Source organism: Promicromonospora sp. MS192 (assembly GCF_049532985.1).
Taxonomy (GTDB): Bacteria; Actinomycetota; Actinomycetes; order Actinomycetales; family Cellulomonadaceae; genus Promicromonospora.
The window spans coordinates 4,143,115-4,160,925 of the sequence record NZ_CP186693.1 but is presented as its reverse complement, the minus strand read 5'-3'; the positions used below and the strand labels follow the sequence as shown (position 1 = coordinate 4,160,925).

The following is a 17,811-nucleotide window of genomic DNA, read 5'->3' as shown; positions in this document are numbered from 1 at the left end:
CTCTCCTGAGCACAAGGAGGCCCGCATCCCGACAGGGATGCGGGCCTTTTTGATCTGTGCTCAGTCCGATGTATCGAACCTGGTCCTCGTCCCTCTTGTCTGGTGAGCGGCACCCTGCCGCCGTGCGCCGAGGAGAGAGGAGTGCCTGGTGGGCACGGTCTTCCACCTCCCCGGAGCCACGGCGTCGGTCGTAGACTCGGCTGGTCCAAGTACTCCACGTCCTGTGCCGGATGTGGAAACATCCGCCAGCAGAGAATCCCGTGGTGCAATGACAGGATCAAGGGAGGCCCTGCCCGACGTCGACGGGTCTGGTCTCACACTCGGCGATCGCGCGGCGATCGCACTGACCGACTACCGCGAGGGCAACCCCCAGGCGCTGGGCGACCTGGTGCGCGAGGCGACACCGCTGCTCTGGCACACGGTCCGCGCGCAGGGCGTCGAGCCCGACGCCGCAGAGGACGTGGTGCAGAGCACCTGGGTCGCCCTCGTCCGGCACGCGGAGACCATCGCCGAGCCCAAGGCCGTGCTGAAGTGGCTCCTGGTCACCGCGAAGCGCGCCGCCTGGGAGGCCGTGCGCAAGCACCGCGACGACGAGAAGCGCCGTACCGAGCTCCCGGACGACAGTCCTGAGCACCCGGCGTCGCTCCCCGCGAAGGACCCGCTGCCCGATGCCGAGGTCCTGCGCGACGAGCGCGACCGCATCCTGTGGACGTCGCTCCAGAAACTTCCCGGACGCTGCCAAGAGCTGCTGCGTCTGGTGTCGCTCGCCGACCGGCCGGACTACCGGTACATCTCGGCGGCGATCGGAATGCCGATGGGTTCCATCGGCTCGACCCGTGGTCGCTGCCTGGCGAAGCTGCGCACCATCCTCGACGAGCAGGGGGACTTCTCGTGGACCTGACGCCGGAACCGAACAAGGACGACGAGGCCGTGGGGGACCTCTCGTTCGACCCGAAGGGCGTGCTGGACGCCGGGGACGGTGCGGTGCTGACCCGGCTCGCCCGGATGGTGGAGACGGTGGACCCCGTGCCGGACGATCTCGTGGAGCGCTCGCTCTTCGCGATCACGCTGGCCGGCCTGGAGGCCGACCTGATGGAGGCGGTCTACCTCGACACGCCGCTCGCGGGCGTCCGGGGGGCCGCCGCCGCAGCACGTGCCGACGACGCCGCACCGGCCGAGGCCAAGACCATCACCTTCACGCACGACTCGCTGACCGTGATGATCAGCCTGTCGCCGGCTGCCGGCGGCCGCGTTCGCATCGACGGCTGGGCGGCCCCGGCGGCGGGCCTGTCCGTCGAGCTGCACCGCCCGGGGGTCGACGTCGTGACGACGGCCTCCGACGAAGACGGCCGGTTCGCCTTCGACTCTGTCGAGCGAGGGCGCGCGAGCCTGGTGGTGCGCCGGACCGATGGCGGGGGCGGGGCCGTGAGCACGCCGGTCATCGAGCTGTGAGCTGCTGAACTTACCGAACACCTGATGATCCGGCCGAGGGGCGCGGCGGGATTCGCTGAGCAATCGTTGTCGATGGAGAGGTATTGCTGTGAGTGAGCCCATGCCGGAGTCGGAGTTGCGCGTACGGGACCATGCCGGGGGGTGGCGGCCGGTCCGGGAGGTCGATCCGGCGTCGGACCGGCTTCCCGGCCGCGGACAGGTCGCTCCGACCCGCTACGTACGGGACCGCGTCATCGTCCGTGGCGGTGCAGCCGAAGAGCACCGGGCGCTTATGGACCTGGTCACGCAGCGCGCCCGCGAGAACGGCGTGACTGTGACGACGGGGGAGTTCGACCAGGCGCCGTCCCGAGACGGTGCGGACGTCCTGGGTGCCCGTCCCGACGTCGAGGTGCGGCTCGACGAGGTACGGGACGACTGGGATGCGCTGGGGCTGATTGCGGCAGTCGCGGAAGCTGCTGGTGACGACCGGGTGCGCGTTTCGCTGGACCACGTGGTGACCGGCCACAGAAATCACGGCGGGTTCGGCGATCCGGACAAGCGGTTTCCTGCGACGTTTCCGGGTGCTGCACCTGTCCGTGCGGCTGACGGAAGCACACCTTTGCTGACGTGGGACGGCATCGACCGGCCAGTGGTGGCAGTCCTGGACACCGGCATCGGTCAGCACCCCTGGTTCGACGGGTCCGGGAGCGTCGTGCTGCGTGACGCCGCGCTTGACGGGCAGCCCATCGGAACTTACCCGGAAGACGACGTGGACGCGGAACGCGAGGGGCGTCGCGACGGCCAGGCCTCACATCTCGACCCGTTCGCAGGGCATGGAACCTTCATTGCCGGGGTCATTCATCAGACGTGTCCTGATGCGGCCCTCCTGCCGGTCCGCGTGTATGGCGGCGACGGGACCGCCTCCGAGTGGGACTTCGCTCGGACGGTGGAGCGTCTTCTCGAATTCCATCTGCGCGGGCTGGCAGGTGTTCCTGGCTACTTCCCTGTGGACGTCGTCGTCATTGCCAGCGGGTATTACTTGGAGCACCCCGAGGACGACGACGATTACGAGGGCATCTATCGGGGCCGGCTCCGCGACCTGCGAAGGGCAGGGGTGCTGGTTGTGGTCTCCGCGGGGAACGACGGTTCCGCTCGTAGGGCGTTCCCTGCCGGCTGGGCACCCTCTGTCAGGCGAACGCGTGATGGTGTCGTCCCTGGCGACGTCCAGGATATCTGTCCTGACTACACTCCGCTGCTCGGTGTGGCGGCGGCCAACCCTGACGGTACGTTGGCCGACTTCAGCAACGACGGCCCGTGGATCGCAGCGGTACGCCCAGGCGTGAACGTTCTGAGCACGATGCCCACGACCTTTGACGGCGCCGAGGAGGGCGTCCGATCTGCGGATGGCTTGCGCTACACGGTCGACCCGGATGACTTCACACACGGGTTCGGGACCTGGAGCGGGACGTCGTTCTCCGCTCCGCGGCTGGCCGGGGAGCTCGCGACCGAGATCCTCGCCCGACGCTCCGCCGGGCATGCGCCTGCCGCCGACGCGCCGGGTCGTGTCACTGACGCCTGGCATGCTGTGACCCAGGTGGGGGACCTCTACGCCGAAGCGCCTGGGGTGCCTGTGTGATGTCCTGACCAGGGGGTGCAGTGTACGGAGCGGAGCTCGACGATCTCAGCCGGCGGTTCGAGCGCGCGCGGGAGTGGAACGTGCGTGCTCGGCCACGTCGGGCGCGCCAAGAGTTCCGTGCACTCCTTCGCGACCTCGATCGAGACGACCACGCAGAGCTTTCGGGCGACGAGCGCACCGCCTGGGCGTGGCTCGTGGCACGTTCCTGGATGGGTCTTGCACAGGCAGACCTTGCGTGCTCCGGGGACCTTCCCGCAGCACTTGACCTGCTCGATGGCGCCCTGGCCGCCGCTCAGATGGTCGACGGGATCGAACGACGTCGGATCGAGGCCGTCGCGGCGGGACAGAGGGGATCGTTCCTGCTAGGTGCGGGGGAGCCCGCAGAAGCGGTGCGGCTCTTCGACCGTGTTCTCGCTGTGAGCGACGCCAGTGAGTCCCGCGATCTCGCCATGGCCTATCTGAACAGGGCCTTTGCCCTGTCGGACCTCGGTGACATCGAGGGGGCCGTGGCTGACAACCTCGCGGCCGTGCATCACGCCGAGGAAGCGGACGAACGGGTGCTCGTCGCGTTCGCCCGCCACAACTCGGGGTACTACCTGAGCATGCTCGGCAACGCTCCGGCGGCGCTCGCGGAGATGGCAGCCGCGCGCGACCTCGCCCCGGACCAGGACGACGGTATCCCTCTGCAGGGACGGGCCGAGGTGCTCTACGGGGTAGGTCTTCTCGACGAGGCCGAGGCGTTGCTGGAAGAGGCGATCCCGCAGCTGGCCAAGGCCGGACTCCGGACCGACCGGGCCATTGCTGAGTATGTCCGGGCTCGGTGCCTGCTCGCGCTCCTGCGGTTCGACGAGGCGGCTGTGTACGCCGAACGGGCGCGAAAGCACTTCACGGCGACCGGATACGAGCAGTGGGCCGTCCTGGCTCGCGTTCTCGAGCTTGAAGCAGCACTTGCCCCGGCGCGGCGTGGTGAGCAGATACCCAGCCCTGCAACCGTCCGTCGGCGGACAGCCCAGGCGCTCGCCGCCGCGAGCGAGGGTGATGCCGCCGGCCCGGTTCTCGGTCAGCATCCAGGCCATGCGGCGCGGCTGGTCGCGGCGCAGTGGCAGCTGTTCGCCGACGACCTTGACGCTGCCCGTCACACGCTCACGGAGCTGCCTCGCACGCTCACCAGCGCCCCGCTGACGATGCGGATCCAGCACTACACCGCGCAGGCAGAGCTGGCTTTCGCGGAAGGTAACCGGGCCAAGGGCCTGCGGGCGGTCCGGGCTGGTCTCGGCCTGCTTGCCGATCATCGCAGCCGCCTCGGATCTGTCGAGTCGGTCACTGCCGCCGCGGCGCACGGTGTCGACCTCACCCGAATCGACGTGGAGGCAGCGGCTCAGACAGCTCGGCCGGCTGCCCTCTTCGACGCCTTGGAGCGCGGTCGAGCCACGTTCGCGGGCACAGGGCGCGTCACGCCACCTGACGATCCGAAGACGGCAGCGCTCCTGACGGAGGCACGTGGCCTCCTGGCAAGGGCTCGAGAGCTCGGCACCAGCGAGTCCAGGCAGCGCGAACCCCTCATCCGGCGGGCGAGCCGGATCCAGGGCGAGGTCCGAGAACGCTCGTGGCGGCACGCAGGGAACGCCGGCGCTGTGCGTCGACCCGTTGCCGCCCGTGAGCTACGTGGCGTCCTGGCTCGGCAGCGCGGGGATTCCGTGGTCGCCAACTTCGTCTCGATGAACGGCACCCTCCGCTGCGTCCGCGTCGACGCCACCAGCGTCACAGCGGTCGACATCGGCCCGGCCGACGAGGTCATCGAACACGTCCGCCGCCTCACCGCCGACTTCGCCATGGCCGCCAACGACCTCATCCCGGCCCCGTTGCGGGCCGCCGCGACGGCGTCCCTGGAGCGCAACCTCAAGACCCTCGACGCCATCCTGCTCGCCCCGCTCCGCGCCGACGGCGACCTGTACGTCGTCGCCCGTGAGCCACTGCTCAGCGTGCCGTGGGCGGCGCTCCCGTCTCGCAGCGGCCTGCGCACCTCCGTGAACTCCTACGTCGCGCGCGGACGTACCCACGCGCGACCCACCGGCGAGCGCAAGCTGCTCGCCGCAGCAGGCCCCGGGGTCCGGCACGGTGCCGACGAGGCCCGGGCCGTCGGTGAGCAGTGGCCCGGTGCAACCGTGCTGACCGGCAAGGACGCCGTCACCGAGCAGGTCCGCAAGGCCCTCGCCACGCACGACGTCGTCCACCTCGCCACGCACGGCCAGCACGACGCCGACAACCCCCTCTTCGCGAGCATCGACCTCACCGACGGCCCGCTGTTCGCCCACGAGCTCGACGGCACACCGCTGCCCGGGTCCGTGGTGATCCTGTCGTCCTGCGAGGTCGGCGGGTCGACCCAGGTACTCGGCGGAGAGCTCCTGGGCCTCACCTCCGTGCTCCTGCGCCTCGGCGCCCGCGCCGTCATCGCCTCCGTCGCCAAGCTCTCCGACGAGCTCGCCGCCCGCGTCATGCCCCGCCTGCACGCCCACCTGCGCGAGACCGACGACCCGGAGGCGGCGCTCGCGGCCGCGCTGACCGACGTCGCCCAGCCCGTCCCTCTCGTCTGCTTCAGCTCGGTCGAGGGACTCACCGCGGGGTGATTCCGCCCCACGGCGATCGTCTTCACCCGAGTCCGACGCGCTGACCTGCGCCGTCGTAGCGGGCGATGACAGCGCCCGTCCCGCCCCGCTATCGTGTCCCGCCCGGTGCCCCACGAGGGCCCGCAGAGGCAAGGGGACAAGCATGTGGCCGGAACTCGAGGCGGAGCTGCTGGCCGCCCGGGAGCTCAACTCCCGGTCGCGGCCCGGCGATGCTCTGCCGCGGTTCCGGGAGGTCCTCGACCGGCTGCGTGTCGTCGATCTGGCAGCGCTCGGTCCCACTGACCGCGAACGCTGGGCGGAGGGCATGGTCCGTTCCCTGGCGGGGGAGGCGGTCGCCCTCCACGCCGTCGGCGAGACGCTGGACAAGCCCCTCGCCCTGCTCGACGACGCCGACGCCCGCGCCGAGTCGGCCCCGCCGCGGGTCCGGCGGCGGCTCACCGCCGTCGTCGACGGCACGCGCGGCCTGCTGCTGCAGCGCGCCGGCCGGCTCGTCGACGCCGTGGCGGCCTTCGACCGGGTGCTCGCGGACGTGGCGGTGCTTCCCGTGCGCGACCATGCGACCGCGCTGCTCAACCGGGGTGCGGCCGCCATCGAGCTCGGCCGGCTGGACACCGCGCTCCGCGACTTCGACGCCTGCCACGAGCTGGCGATGCGTGCCGATCTGCCCGGCATCGCGTCCCTCGCCCTGCACAACACGGGTTTCGTCCGGTACGCGCTCGGCGACCTGCCGGGCGCGCTCCAGGCCATGGCCGCCGCTCGCGCCGTCGACCCGGAGCGTGCCGACGGCGTGCTCGACATCGGCCGCGGCGCCGTCCTCTACGAGGCCGGGCTGCTGGAGGACGCCGAACAGGTCCTCACCCAGGCGATCTCCCGCATGGTGGTGCCTGGCCGCGCGCACCACCGTGCCGAGGCCGAGTACTTCCGCGCCCGCTGCCTCATGGCGCTGCACCGCTGGGACGAGGCCCGGGCGGGAGCGGCCTTCGCGCGGCGGTACTACACCGGCGTCGGCCATCCGCAGCGTGCCGCCGTCGCACGCGTCGCCGAGCTGGAGGCGATCCTCCTGCCGATCCGGCGCGGCGAGGCCCCCGTGCCCGACGACGCCCGCCAGCGGGCCGAGCAGGCCATGGCCGCCGCCGAGGCGGGCGACGAGGTGGACCCCCTGCTCGGCCAGCATCCCGGCCTGACCGCACGGTTCGTCGCCGCGCACTGGTACCTGCTGGCGGGCGACGTCCCCGCGGCCCGGGCCGTGCTCGACAGTCTCCCGGCCGCCATCGTCGACGCCCCGCTGTCCACCCGGATCCAGCGGCAGACGGTGCTCGCGCAGCTCGCGTTCGCTGCCGGCGACCGGTCGGCCGGCATCGAGGCGGTGAGCGCGGGCCTCGGCCTGCTCGCCGACCACCGCGTGGGCCTCGGCTCGGTCGAGTCCGTGACCGCCGCGGCCGTGCACGGCGTCGACCTGCAGTGGACCGACGTGCGTGCCGCGCTGCAGACCGGTCGGCCGGACAGGCTGTTCGAGGCCGTCGAGCGGGGGCGGGCCACCTTCGCCGGGGTGGGCGGCACCACCGCACCGGACGAACCCGCCGTCGGCGCGCTCGTCACCGAGGCTCGCGGCCTCGTCGCCCGCGCCCGGACGCTCACCGACCGGGACAGCGCGACCGAGCGCGCCTACCTGTTCGAGCGATCGCGCAGGCTCCTGGCGGCCGCGCGCGAGCGAGCCTGGCACCGCACCGGCGCCCACCACGACGTCGTCGAGGAACGTCCGGCCGGGACGGCGGAGGTCCGGCAGCTCCTCGCCGCCCGTGACGACGGTGCCGTCGTCGCCAACTTCTTCGTGATCGACGGCGTGCTGCGCTGCGTCCGCGTCGACGCGCACGGCGCGCGACTGCTGGAGCTGGGGTCGCGGGCCGAGGTCACCGAACGCGTGCTCCGGGCCCGGGCCGACCTCGGCGTGTGCGCCAACGACCTCGTGCCGCCCGGCCTGCACGAGGCCGCCCGGCGCTCCCTGACCCGGAACCTCGACGCCCTCGACGCGCTCCTGGCGCGGCCGCTGGACGCCGACGGCCCGCTCTACGTCGTCGGCCGTGAGCCGATCGTCGGGGTGCCGTGGACGGCGCTCCCGTCCCGGCGGGGACGACGTACGACGATGCGCTCCTACATGGCACGCGGCCGTGCGCCCGCAGCCCCGGGAAAGGCCCACCGACTGCTGGCCGCCCACGGACCCGGCGTGACCCTGGGCGCGAGCGAGGTGCTGGCGGTCGGCGGGATGTGGCCCGGCGCGACGGTCCTCACCGGCGCCGCCGCCACGACCACGGCCGTGCGCGAGGCGCTCGTCACGCACGACATCGTGCACCTCGCGACCCACGGCACGCACGACGCCGACAACCCGCTCTTCGCCAGCATCGACCTGGCCGACGGCCCACTGTTCGCCCACGAGCTCGACGGCGCGCGCCTGCCAGGGTCGGTGGTGATCCTGTCCGCCTGCGAGGTCGGCGGCTCCTCCCAGGTGGTGGGCGGCGAGGTGCTCGGCCTGACGGCGGTGCTGCTGCGCCTCGGCGCGCGCGCCGTCGTCGCCGCCGTCGCCCCGCTCTCGGACGCCGTGGCCGCTCGGGTGATGCCGCGGTTCCACGCCCACCTCCGGGCCACCGACGACCCCGAGGCGGCACTGGCGGCGGCACTCGCGCCCGAGTCCGACCCGGCGCCCCTGGTGTGCTTCGCGTCCCTGGAGGCCCTGCCCCGCTGACGCCGACCTCGCCGGCTCCGTGTGGTGAGTGACACCCGGCGCCCGTGCGGCGGCACGCCCGTCGCCATGTATAGTTCTCGGGTAACCCAAGACCGCCGGTCGTCCGACGCTGTCTGTGGTGTGGAGATTTGACATCTCTCGCTGACAGTCGAAGACCGAAGTCCCGCTGAGAGCGGGGGCCTGCGCAGGTGACGAACTCGAGTGCAGCCCTGCTGCACGAACCGAGCCCCGTGCGCCTGCGCCGGGGCTCTTTCTCGTTCCGGGGCCAAGCCCGGGGCTCACGCCCCAGGGAGCCGGTGGTACCACCACCGGAAGGATTGCCATGGCGAGGCCGGACAAGGCAGCCGCTGTCGCAGAGCTCGCGGACAAGTTCCGCGACTCCAGCGCGGCCGTGCTGACCGAGTACCGCGGGCTCACCGTCGCGCAGCTCAAGGAGCTGCGTCGGTCGCTCAGCGGCAACGCAACCTACGCCGTGGTGAAGAACACGCTGACGGGGATCGCGGCCAAGGAGGCCGGTGTCGATGGTCTCGACGCCGACCTGAAGGGCCCGTCCGCCATCGCATTCGTGACCGGGGACCCGGTCGAGGCTGCGAAGGGTCTGCGTGACTTCGCCAAGGCGAACCCTGCTCTGGTCATCAAGGGTGGCGTGCTCGACGGCCGCCCGATGTCCAGCGCAGAGATCACGAAGCTCGCGGACCTCGAGTCCCGCGAGGTTCTGCTGGCCAAGGTGGCCGGCGGTCTGAAGGCCACGCTGACGCGTGCCGCGTACGCCTTCACCGCCAAGCCCGCCCAGGTCGCCCGCGCTATCGATGCCCTGCGTCAGAAGCAGGAATCGGAGGGCGCTGCCGCCTGATCAGGCGGTCGCGCTAGAACAAAACCCCCTGCTTCTGGCGGGCCGTGCCCGGCCCGCGGAGCGCAAACCGAAAGGAACGCCATCATGGCGAAGCTCAGCACCGACGAGCTCCTGTCCGCCTTCGAGGAGCTCACCCTCATCGAGCTCTCCGACTTCGTGAAGGCCTTCGAGGAGAAGTTCGACGTCACCGCCGCCGCTCCGGCCGCCGTGGCCGTGGCCGCCCCCGCGGGTGGCGACGCCGGCGCTGCCGCCGCCGAGGAGAAGACGGAGTTCGACGTCATCCTCGAGGCCGCCGGCGACAAGAAGATCGCGGTCATCAAGGAGGTGCGCGGCCTCACCTCCCTCGGTCTGAAGGAGGCCAAGGACCTGGTGGACGGCGCCCCCAAGCCCGTTCTGGAGGGTGTCGACAAGGACGCCGCCGACAAGGCCAAGGCTGCCCTCGAGGGCGCCGGCGCCACCGTCACGCTCAAGTGACCTGAGGGCTCACGCCCTCGTGACGGCGTGACGCCGCCGGGGTTTCGTCCCGGGCGGCGTCCACCGGACGCAGCAGAGGCCCGTACCCGTGAGGGTGCGGGCCTCTCTCGTGTCTCGGGTACACGGGGAACCGTTCGAGGAGGTCGCCGGCGGGAATGTCACCCGCGGTTCACCCGTTGACCCCCGGGAAGGGCATGATCTGGCCGCAGCGTCGCGGCAGTGCGGATACGCAACGATTCGAGGTTTACCACAGTCTCGACGTGCGCGCGCTGGGGGTACTGGACATACTTACGGGAGATAGGTATGCTAGCGCTTTGCGCCCGCGTGTGCCCTCGACGCCTCCCCCTGCTTCCCGAAAGTCCTGGTCCCGTCCCCGTCTGTGGGACGGCCTCCGGTGACCGGTGAAGACCGGCAGAGCTTCCTGCAGCACCGCAGAGCGTACAGCGTTCACCCGAACTGCAGGGAAGGACCCCTCTTGGCTGCCTCGCGCACCCCTTCAGCTCCGTCCGCCGAAGCCATTGCGAACCGTACCGCTTCCCGTCGCGTTTCCTTTGCAAAGATCTATGAGCCACTCGAGGTCCCGGACCTGCTTGGCCTCCAGACCGAGAGCTTCGACTGGCTCCTCGGTAACCCAGCCTGGCAGGCGAGGGTAGAAACTGCCAAGGCGGCTGGCCGTAATGATGTCCCGGAAACCTCGGGTCTGGAAGAGATCTTCGAGGAGATCTCCCCGATCGAGGACTTCGGCTCCTCGATGTCCCTCTCCTTCTCGAACCACCGCTTCGAGCCGCCGAAGTACACGGCGGACGAGTGCAAGGAGAAGGACTTCACCTACGCGGCCCCGCTGTTCGTCACCGCGGAGTTCGTCAACTACACCACCGGTGAGATCAAGAGCCAGACGGTCTTCATGGGCGACTTCCCGCTCATGACCGCCCGCGGCACCTTCATCATCAACGGCACCGAGCGCGTCGTCGTCTCGCAGCTGGTGCGTTCCCCGGGCGTGTACTTCGAGCGCACCCCGGACAAGACCAGCGACAAGGACGTCTTCTCCGCGAAGATCATCCCGTCGCGTGGCGCCTGGCTGGAGTTCGAGATCGACAAGCGCGACGCCGTCGGCGTGCGTGTCGACCGTAAGCGCAAGCAGTCCGTCACCGTGCTGCTCAAGGCGCTCGGCATGACCGAGGCGCAGATCCGCGAGGAGTTCGCCGAGTTCCCGTCGGTGCTCGACACGCTGGAGAAGGACCACGTCCACACCGAGGACGAGGCCCTGGTCGACCTGTACCGCAAGATCCGCCCGGGCGAGCCGCCGACCGTCGAGGCCGGCCGCGCGCTGCTGGAGAACTTCTACTTCAACCCGAAGCGCTACGACCTCGCCAAGGTCGGCCGCTACAAGGCGAACAAGAAGCTGGGTGTCGACGCGGAGCTGGCCGAGTCCACGCTGTCGCTGACCGACGTGGTCGCCACGATCAAGTACCTGGCCGCGCTGCACGCGGACAAGACCACCCTGGACGGCGTCCGCAACGGCCAGCCGGTCGAGGTGCGGGTCGAGGTCGACGACATCGACCACTTCGGCAACCGCCGCATCCGCGCCGTGGGCGAGCTCATCCAGAACCAGGTGCGCACGGGCCTGTCCCGCATGGAGCGCGTGGTCCGTGAGCGCATGACCACGCAGGACGTCGAGGCCATCACGCCGCAGACGCTGATCAACATCCGCCCCGTGGTGGCGTCGATCCGCGAGTTCTTCGGTACCTCGCAGCTGTCGCAGTTCATGGACCAGAACAACCCGCTGGCCGGTCTGACGCACAAGCGGCGTCTGAACGCGCTGGGCCCGGGTGGTCTGTCCCGTGACCGCGCCGGCATGGAGGTCCGTGACGTCCACCCGTCGCACTACGGCCGCATGTGCCCGATCGAGACCCCTGAGGGTCCGAACATCGGTCTGATCGGCTCGCTGGCGTCGTTCGGTCGCATCAACCCGTTCGGCTTCATCGAGACGCCGTACCGCAAGGTCGTCGACGGCAAGGTCACGGACCAGATCGACTACCTCACGGCGGACGACGAGGACCGTTACATCATCGCGCAGGCGAACACGCCGCTGGCCGAGGACGGCACGTTCCTCCTCGACCGCGTGCTGGTGCGCACCAAGGGTGGTGAGACCAACGACATCCCGGGTGCCGAGGTCGACTACATGGACATCTCGCCGCGCCAGATGGTGTCGGTCGCGACGGCCCTGATCCCGTTCCTCGAGCACGACGACGCCAACCGCGCCCTCATGGGTGCGAACATGCAGCGCCAGGCCGTGCCGCTGGTGCGGTCCGAGGCCCCCGTGGTCGGTACCGGCATGGAGCGCCGTGCGGCGGTCGACGCCGGCGACGTCATCGTGGCGACCAAGCCCGGTGTGGTCACCGAGGTCTCGGCCGACCTGGTCCTCGTGGCGAACGACGACGGCACGACGGGCTCGTACCGCGTGCACAAGTTCGTGCGCTCCAACCAGGGCACGAGCTACAACCAGCGCGTGCTGGTCGAGGAGGGCGCGCGGGTCGAGATCGGCTCCGTGCTCGCCGACGGCCCGGCGACGGACGAGGGCGAGCTCGCGCTCGGCCGCAACCTGCTGGTCGCGTTCATGTCGTGGGAGGGCCACAACTACGAGGACGCGATCATCCTGTCGCAGCGCCTCGTGGAGGACGACGTCCTCTCCTCGATCCACATCGAGGAGCACGAGGTCGACGCGCGTGACACCAAGCTCGGCCCCGAGGAGATCACGCGGGACATCCCGAACGTCTCCGAGGAGGTCCTCGCGGACCTCGACGAGCGCGGTGTGATCCGCATCGGTGCCGAGGTCGGCGCGGGCGACATCCTGGTCGGCAAGGTCACCCCCAAGGGTGAGACCGAGCTGACTCCGGAGGAGCGCCTGCTGCGCGCCATCTTCGGTGAGAAGGCGCGCGAGGTGCGCGACACCTCGCTCAAGGTGCCCCACGGCGAGCAGGGCACGGTCATCGCCGTGCGCGAGTTCAACCGTGAGGACGGCGACGAGCTGCCCGCCGGCGTGAACCAGCTGGTGCGCGTGTACATCGCGCAGCGCCGCAAGATCACCGTCGGCGACAAGCTGGCCGGCCGTCACGGCAACAAGGGCGTCATCTCGAAGATCCTGCCGCAGGAGGACATGCCGTTCCTCGAGGACGGCACGCCGGTCGACGTCATCCTCAACCCGCTGGGTGTGCCGGGCCGCATGAACGTGGGCCAGGTGCTGGAGACCCACCTCGGGTGGATCGCCAAGCAGGGCTGGGACGTCTCGCTGGCCGAGGACAAGGGCGGCGAGTGGCTGGAGAGCCTGCCCGAGATCGCCCACAAGAGCGAGCCGGGTCGCCCGGTCGCCACGCCGGTGTTCGACGGTCTCGAGGAGGTCGCGCTCCGCGGTCTCTTCGGGGCGACCCTGCCGAACCGTGACGGTCAGCGCATGGTCAACCAGGACGGCAAGGCGCGGCTGTTCGACGGCCGCTCCGGCGAGCCGTTCCCGGAGCCCGTCTCCACCGGTTACATGTACATCCTGAAGCTGCACCACCTGGTCGACGACAAGATCCACGCGCGCTCGACCGGCCCGTACTCGATGATCACGCAGCAGCCGCTGGGTGGTAAGGCGCAGTTCGGTGGTCAGCGTTTCGGTGAGATGGAGGTCTGGGCGCTCGAGGCGTACGGCGCCGCGTACACGCTCCAGGAGCTGCTCACCATCAAGTCCGACGACGTCCCGGGCCGCGTGAAGGTCTACGAGGCGATCGTCAAGGGCGAGAACATCCCCGACTCGGGTATCCCGGAGTCCTTCAAGGTGCTTCTCAAGGAGATGCAGTCGCTGTGCCTGAACGTCGAGGTGCTCTCGAGCGACGGTGTCTCCATCGAGATGAAGGAGTCCGACGACGAGGTGTACCGCGCTGCTGAGGAGCTCGGCATCGACCTCTCGCGGCGGCCGAACGCCGCCTCCAGCGTCGACGAGATCTGACACCGGTCGGCGCCCGGGCACCCCGGGCGCCGACCTGGACACCAGGCGCGGTCCTGGACACCAAGGATTTTCGAGAACTTCAGGAAGTAGGACATCTTGCTCGACGTCAACGTCTTCGACGAGCTGCGTATCGGCCTCGCCACGGCCGAGGACATCCGTGCCTGGTCGCACGGTGAGGTGAAGAAGCCCGAGACCATCAACTACCGCACCCTCAAGCCGGAGAAGGACGGGCTCTTCTGCGAGAAGATCTTCGGCCCCACCCGCGACTGGGAGTGCTACTGCGGCAAGTACAAGCGCGTGCGCTTCAAGGGCATCATCTGCGAGCGCTGCGGTGTCGAGGTCACGCGTTCCAAGGTCCGCCGTGAGCGCATGGGCCACATCGAGCTCGCCGCCCCCGTCACGCACATCTGGTTCTTCAAGGGTGTGCCGTCCCGCCTGGGCTACCTGCTGGACCTCGCCCCGAAGGACCTGGAGAAGGTCATCTACTTCGCGGCGTACATGATCACCTCGGTCGACGAGGAGGCGCGCCAGGAGGACCTGCCCAACCTGCAGAACGAGATCGACCTCGAGAAGAAGGAGATCTCCGACCGCCGGGACAACGACATCAACACCCGCGCCCAGAAGCTCGAGGCCGACCTGGCCGAGCTCGAGGCCGAGGGTGCCAAGGCCGACGCGCGCCGCAAGGTCCGCGACTCCGCCGAGCGCGAGATGGCTCAGATCCGCAAGCGCGCGGACCAGGAGCTGGACCGCCTCGAGCAGGTCTGGGACCGGTTCAAGAACCTCAAGGTCGCCGACCTCGAGGGCGACGAGATGCTGTACCGCCAGCTCCAGGACCGCTACGGCACCTACTTCGAGGGTGCGATGGGCGCGAACGCGATCCAGCAGCGCCTGCAGAACTTCGACCTGGAGGCCGAGGCCGAGTCGCTGCGGGAGACCATCCGCTCCGGCAAGGGCCAGCGCAAGACCCGCGCCCTCAAGCGCCTCAAGGTCGTCAACGCGTTCCTGACGACGACGAACTCGCCGACCGCGATGGTGCTCGACGCCGTCCCGGTCATCCCGCCGGACCTGCGCCCGATGGTGCAGCTCGACGGTGGCCGGTTCGCGACGTCGGACCTGAACGACCTGTACCGCCGCGTCATCAACCGGAACAACCGCCTCAAGCGGCTCCTGGACCTGGGCGCGCCGGAGATCATCGTCAACAACGAGAAGCGGATGCTCCAGGAGGCCGTGGACTCGCTGTTCGACAACGGCCGTCGTGGTCGCCCGGTGACGGGCCCCGGCAACCGTCCGCTGAAGTCGATCTCCGACATGCTCAAGGGCAAGCAGGGCCGGTTCCGCCAGAACCTGCTCGGCAAGCGCGTCGACTACTCGGGCCGTTCGGTCATCGTCGTCGGCCCGCAGCTCAAGCTGCACCAGTGCGGTCTGCCCAAGCAGATGGCGCTCGAGCTGTTCAAGCCGTTCGTCATGAAGCGGCTCGTGGAGCTGAACCACGCGCAGAACATCAAGAGCGCCAAGCGCATGGTCGAGCGCACCCGCCCCGTGGTCTGGGACGTGCTCGAAGAGGTCATCACGGAGCACCCCGTGCTCCTGAACCGTGCGCCGACGCTGCACCGCCTGGGCATCCAGGCGTTCGAGCCGCAGCTCGTCGAGGGCAAGGCCATCCACCTGCACCCGCTCGTCTGCGGCGCGTTCAACGCCGACTTCGACGGTGACCAGATGGCCGTGCACCTGCCCCTGAGCGCCGAGGCGCAGGCCGAGGCCCGCATCCTCATGCTCTCGAGCAACAACATCCTCAAGCCGTCGGACGGCCGTCCGGTGACCATGCCCTCGCAGGACATGATCATCGGTCTGCACCACCTCACGAGCGACCGTCCGGGCGCCGTGGGCGAGGGCCGTGCGTTCGGTTCCGTGGCCGAGGCGATCATGGCCTTCGACCGGGGCGAGCTGGACATCAACGCCAAGATCAAGCTTCGGATGTCGGACCTCGTGCCGCCGCTGAAGGACTTCGAGGCGCCCGAGGGCTGGGAGCAGGGGCAGCAGCTCCTGTTCGACACCACCCTCGGCCGGTACCTGTTCAACGAGGCGCTGCCCGTCGACTACCCGTACGAGAACGGTGTGGCCGACAAGAAGCGCCTGTCGACGATCGTCAACGACCTCGCCGAGCGCTACCCGAAGGTGGAGGTGGCCGCGGCGCTGGACGCGCTGAAGGACGCCGGCTACCGCTGGGCCACGCGCTCCGGTGTCACGATCGCCATCTCGGACGTCGCGGCGCCGACCGTCAAGGGCGAGATCCTCGACGAGCACGAGGCCCGGGCCCTCAAGGTCCAGCAGCAGTTCGACAAGGGTCTGATCACCGACGACGAGCGCCGTCAGGAGCTCATCGAGATCTGGACGCAGGCCACCGACCGCGTCGCCTCGGCGATGCGGGAGAACCTCGAGAGCGACCAGCGCAACACCGTCATGCGCATGGTGGGCTCGGGTGCCCGTGGTAACTGGATGCAGGTCCGTCAGATCGCCGGTATGCGCGGTCTCGTGGCGAACCCGAAGGGCGAGATCATCCCTCGTCCGATCAAGTCCAACTACCGCGAGGGTCTGTCCGTCCTCGAGTACTTCATCGCGACGCACGGTGCCCGTAAGGGTCTGGCCGACACGGCTCTCCGTACGGCGGACTCGGGTTACCTGACCCGTCGTCTGGTGGACGTCTCGCAGGACGTCATCATCCGCGAGGAGGACTGCGGCACGGAGCGTGGCCTCACGCTGCCCGTCGCGGAGAAGCTGCCGGACGGCTCGCTCGTCCCGCACGACCGCGTCGAGACCAGCATCTATTCGCGCACCTTCGCGACCGACGTGGTGGACGCCGACGGCAACGTCATCGCGGCCGCCGGTTCGGACGCGGGCGACGTCATCATCGACAAGGTCATCGCCGCGGGCATCGAGAACGTCAAGGTCCGTTCGGTCCTGACGTGCGAGTCCCGCGTCGGTACCTGCGCCAAGTGCTACGGCCGCTCCCTGGCCACGGGTCTGCTCGTGGACATCGGCGAGGCCGTCGGCATCATCGCGGCGCAGTCGATCGGTGAGCCGGGTACGCAGCTGACGATGCGTACCTTCCACACCGGTGGTGTGGCCGCGGCCGAGGACATCACGCAGGGTCTGCCGCGTGTCACCGAGCTCTTCGAGGCCCGCACCCCCAAGGGTGAGGCGCCCATCGCGGAGTACACGGGTCGCGTGACGATCGAGGACACCGAGCGGACGCGTCACCTCGTGCTGACGCCGGACGACGGTGGCGAGGAGATCAAGTACCCGGTCACCAAGCGTGCCCGCCTGAAGATCGCGGACGGCGACCACGTGACGGTCGGTACCCAGCTCGTCCAGGGTGCCGTCGACCCGAAGAAGGTGCTGCGCATCCTCGGCCCCCGCGCCACGCAGACGCACCTGGTGGACCAGGTCCAGGAGACCTACCGCAGCCAGGGTGTGGACATCCACGACAAGCACATCGAGGTCATCGTGCGGCAGATGCTGCGTCGCGTGACCGTGCTCGACTCGGGTGACTCGCAGCTGCTGCCGGGTGAGCTCGCGGAGCGCATGCGCTTCGAGGACGCGAACCGCAAGGCCGTGTCGGAAGGTGGCCAGCCGGCCGCCGGCCGTCCCGAGCTGATGGGTATCACGAAGGCGTCGCTCGCGACCGACTCGTGGCTCTCGGCGGCCTCCTTCCAGGAGACCACCCGGGTGCTCACCGAGGCGTCGATGAGCGGTCGTCGCGACCCGCTGCTGGGCCTCAAGGAGAACGTCATCATCGGTAAGCTCATCCCGGCTGGTACGGGTCTGCCCCGTTACCGCAACGTCGAGGTCGAGCCCACCGAGCAGGCCAAGGCCGAGCTCTACCCGAGCTTCGGCTACGACGAGATCGACTTCCCGACGCTCGGCATGGGCTCGGGCGAGGCGATCCCGCTGGAGGACCTGGACCTCGGCGACTTCCGCTGATCCGGTCCTGACCGCGAAGTAGCGAACCTGTCAGAAGCGCGCTGACGTGTCAGACGTGCAGGCCACTCCCGTGACCTGCAC

10 protein-coding genes are annotated in these 17,811 nt (G+C 69.8%); 9 read left to right on the top strand and 1 reads right to left on the bottom strand.

Annotation, left to right across the window (positions count from 1 at the left end; translation table 11 throughout):
* Positions 1-268: 268 nt before the first annotated feature.
* From ACO229_RS18680 to ACO229_RS18670, 3 genes are all read left to right on the top strand, one after another.
* Complete coding sequence (locus tag ACO229_RS18680) at positions 269-901, top strand: RNA polymerase sigma factor (RefSeq protein WP_397417211.1); 633 nt, start codon at positions 269-271, stop codon at positions 899-901.
* Entirely contained in the window at positions 892-1,452 is a 561-nt protein-coding gene (locus ACO229_RS18675; RefSeq protein ID WP_423462429.1) for a hypothetical protein, read from the top strand. Before ACO229_RS18680 ends, ACO229_RS18675 begins: the two co-directional genes overlap by 10 nt.
* Positions 1,453-1,540: 88 nt before the next feature.
* A complete protein-coding gene (locus ACO229_RS18670; RefSeq protein WP_423462428.1) occupies positions 1,541-3,067 on the top strand; it encodes a S8 family peptidase in 1,527 nt (508 codons plus the stop codon).
* 362 nt (positions 3,068-3,429) lie between these two features.
* Here the strand turns inward: ACO229_RS18670 and ACO229_RS18665 are convergent, their stop codons facing one another.
* Positions 3,430-4,359, bottom strand: a complete 930-nt coding sequence (locus tag ACO229_RS18665) for a hypothetical protein (protein WP_423462427.1) — start codon at positions 4,357-4,359, stop codon at positions 3,430-3,432.
* Positions 4,360-4,785: 426 nt separating this feature from the next.
* On the opposite strand from ACO229_RS18665, the gene ACO229_RS18660 reads away from it, so the two are divergent.
* The 6 genes from ACO229_RS18660 to ACO229_RS18635 all read left to right on the top strand — a co-directional run bounded on the left by ACO229_RS18660 (position 4,786) and on the right by ACO229_RS18635 (position 17,730).
* Positions 4,786-5,694, top strand: a complete 909-nt coding sequence (locus ACO229_RS18660) for a CHAT domain-containing protein (protein ID WP_423462426.1) — start codon at positions 4,786-4,788, stop codon at positions 5,692-5,694.
* A 142-nt stretch (positions 5,695-5,836) separates the two neighbouring features.
* The gene (locus ACO229_RS18655) at positions 5,837-8,434 is read left to right on the top strand and encodes a CHAT domain-containing protein (protein ID WP_423462425.1); all 2,598 of its coding nucleotides are present in this window, start codon (positions 5,837-5,839) and stop codon (positions 8,432-8,434) included.
* Between the two features lie 322 nt (positions 8,435-8,756).
* Positions 8,757-9,287, top strand: a complete 531-nt coding sequence (gene rplJ, locus ACO229_RS18650) for a 50S ribosomal protein L10 (RefSeq protein ID WP_253835535.1) — start codon at positions 8,757-8,759, stop codon at positions 9,285-9,287.
* Positions 9,288-9,371: 84 nt separating this feature from the next.
* Positions 9,372-9,761 (top strand): 50S ribosomal protein L7/L12, encoded by a 390-nt coding sequence (rplL, locus tag ACO229_RS18645; protein WP_171103634.1) that lies wholly within the window; start codon positions 9,372-9,374, stop codon positions 9,759-9,761.
* Between the two features lie 475 nt (positions 9,762-10,236).
* A complete protein-coding gene (rpoB, locus tag ACO229_RS18640; protein WP_423462424.1) occupies positions 10,237-13,749 on the top strand; it encodes a DNA-directed RNA polymerase subunit beta in 3,513 nt (1,170 codons plus the stop codon).
* Between the two features lie 96 nt (positions 13,750-13,845).
* Complete coding sequence (locus ACO229_RS18635; RefSeq protein ID WP_397417196.1) at positions 13,846-17,730, top strand: DNA-directed RNA polymerase subunit beta'; 3,885 nt, start codon at positions 13,846-13,848, stop codon at positions 17,728-17,730.
* Positions 17,731-17,811: the final 81 nt, after the last annotated feature.

Bases quoted from the DNA above. Each gene is read 5' to 3' on its own strand.
- ACO229_RS18680 (WP_397417211.1), top strand. From the start codon at position 269: ATGACAGGATCAAGGGAGGCCCTGCCCGACGTCGACGGGTCTGGTCTC.
- ACO229_RS18665 (WP_423462427.1), bottom strand. From the start codon at position 4,359: ATGATCGGCAAGCAGGCCGAGACCAGCCCGGACCGCCCGCAGGCCCTT.
- ACO229_RS18660 (WP_423462426.1), top strand. From the start codon at position 4,786: ATGAACGGCACCCTCCGCTGCGTCCGCGTCGACGCCACCAGCGTCACA.
- ACO229_RS18655 (WP_423462425.1), top strand. From the start codon at position 5,837: ATGTGGCCGGAACTCGAGGCGGAGCTGCTGGCCGCCCGGGAGCTCAAC.
- rplJ (WP_253835535.1), top strand. From the start codon at position 8,757: ATGGCGAGGCCGGACAAGGCAGCCGCTGTCGCAGAGCTCGCGGACAAG.
- rplL (WP_171103634.1), top strand. From the start codon at position 9,372: ATGGCGAAGCTCAGCACCGACGAGCTCCTGTCCGCCTTCGAGGAGCTC.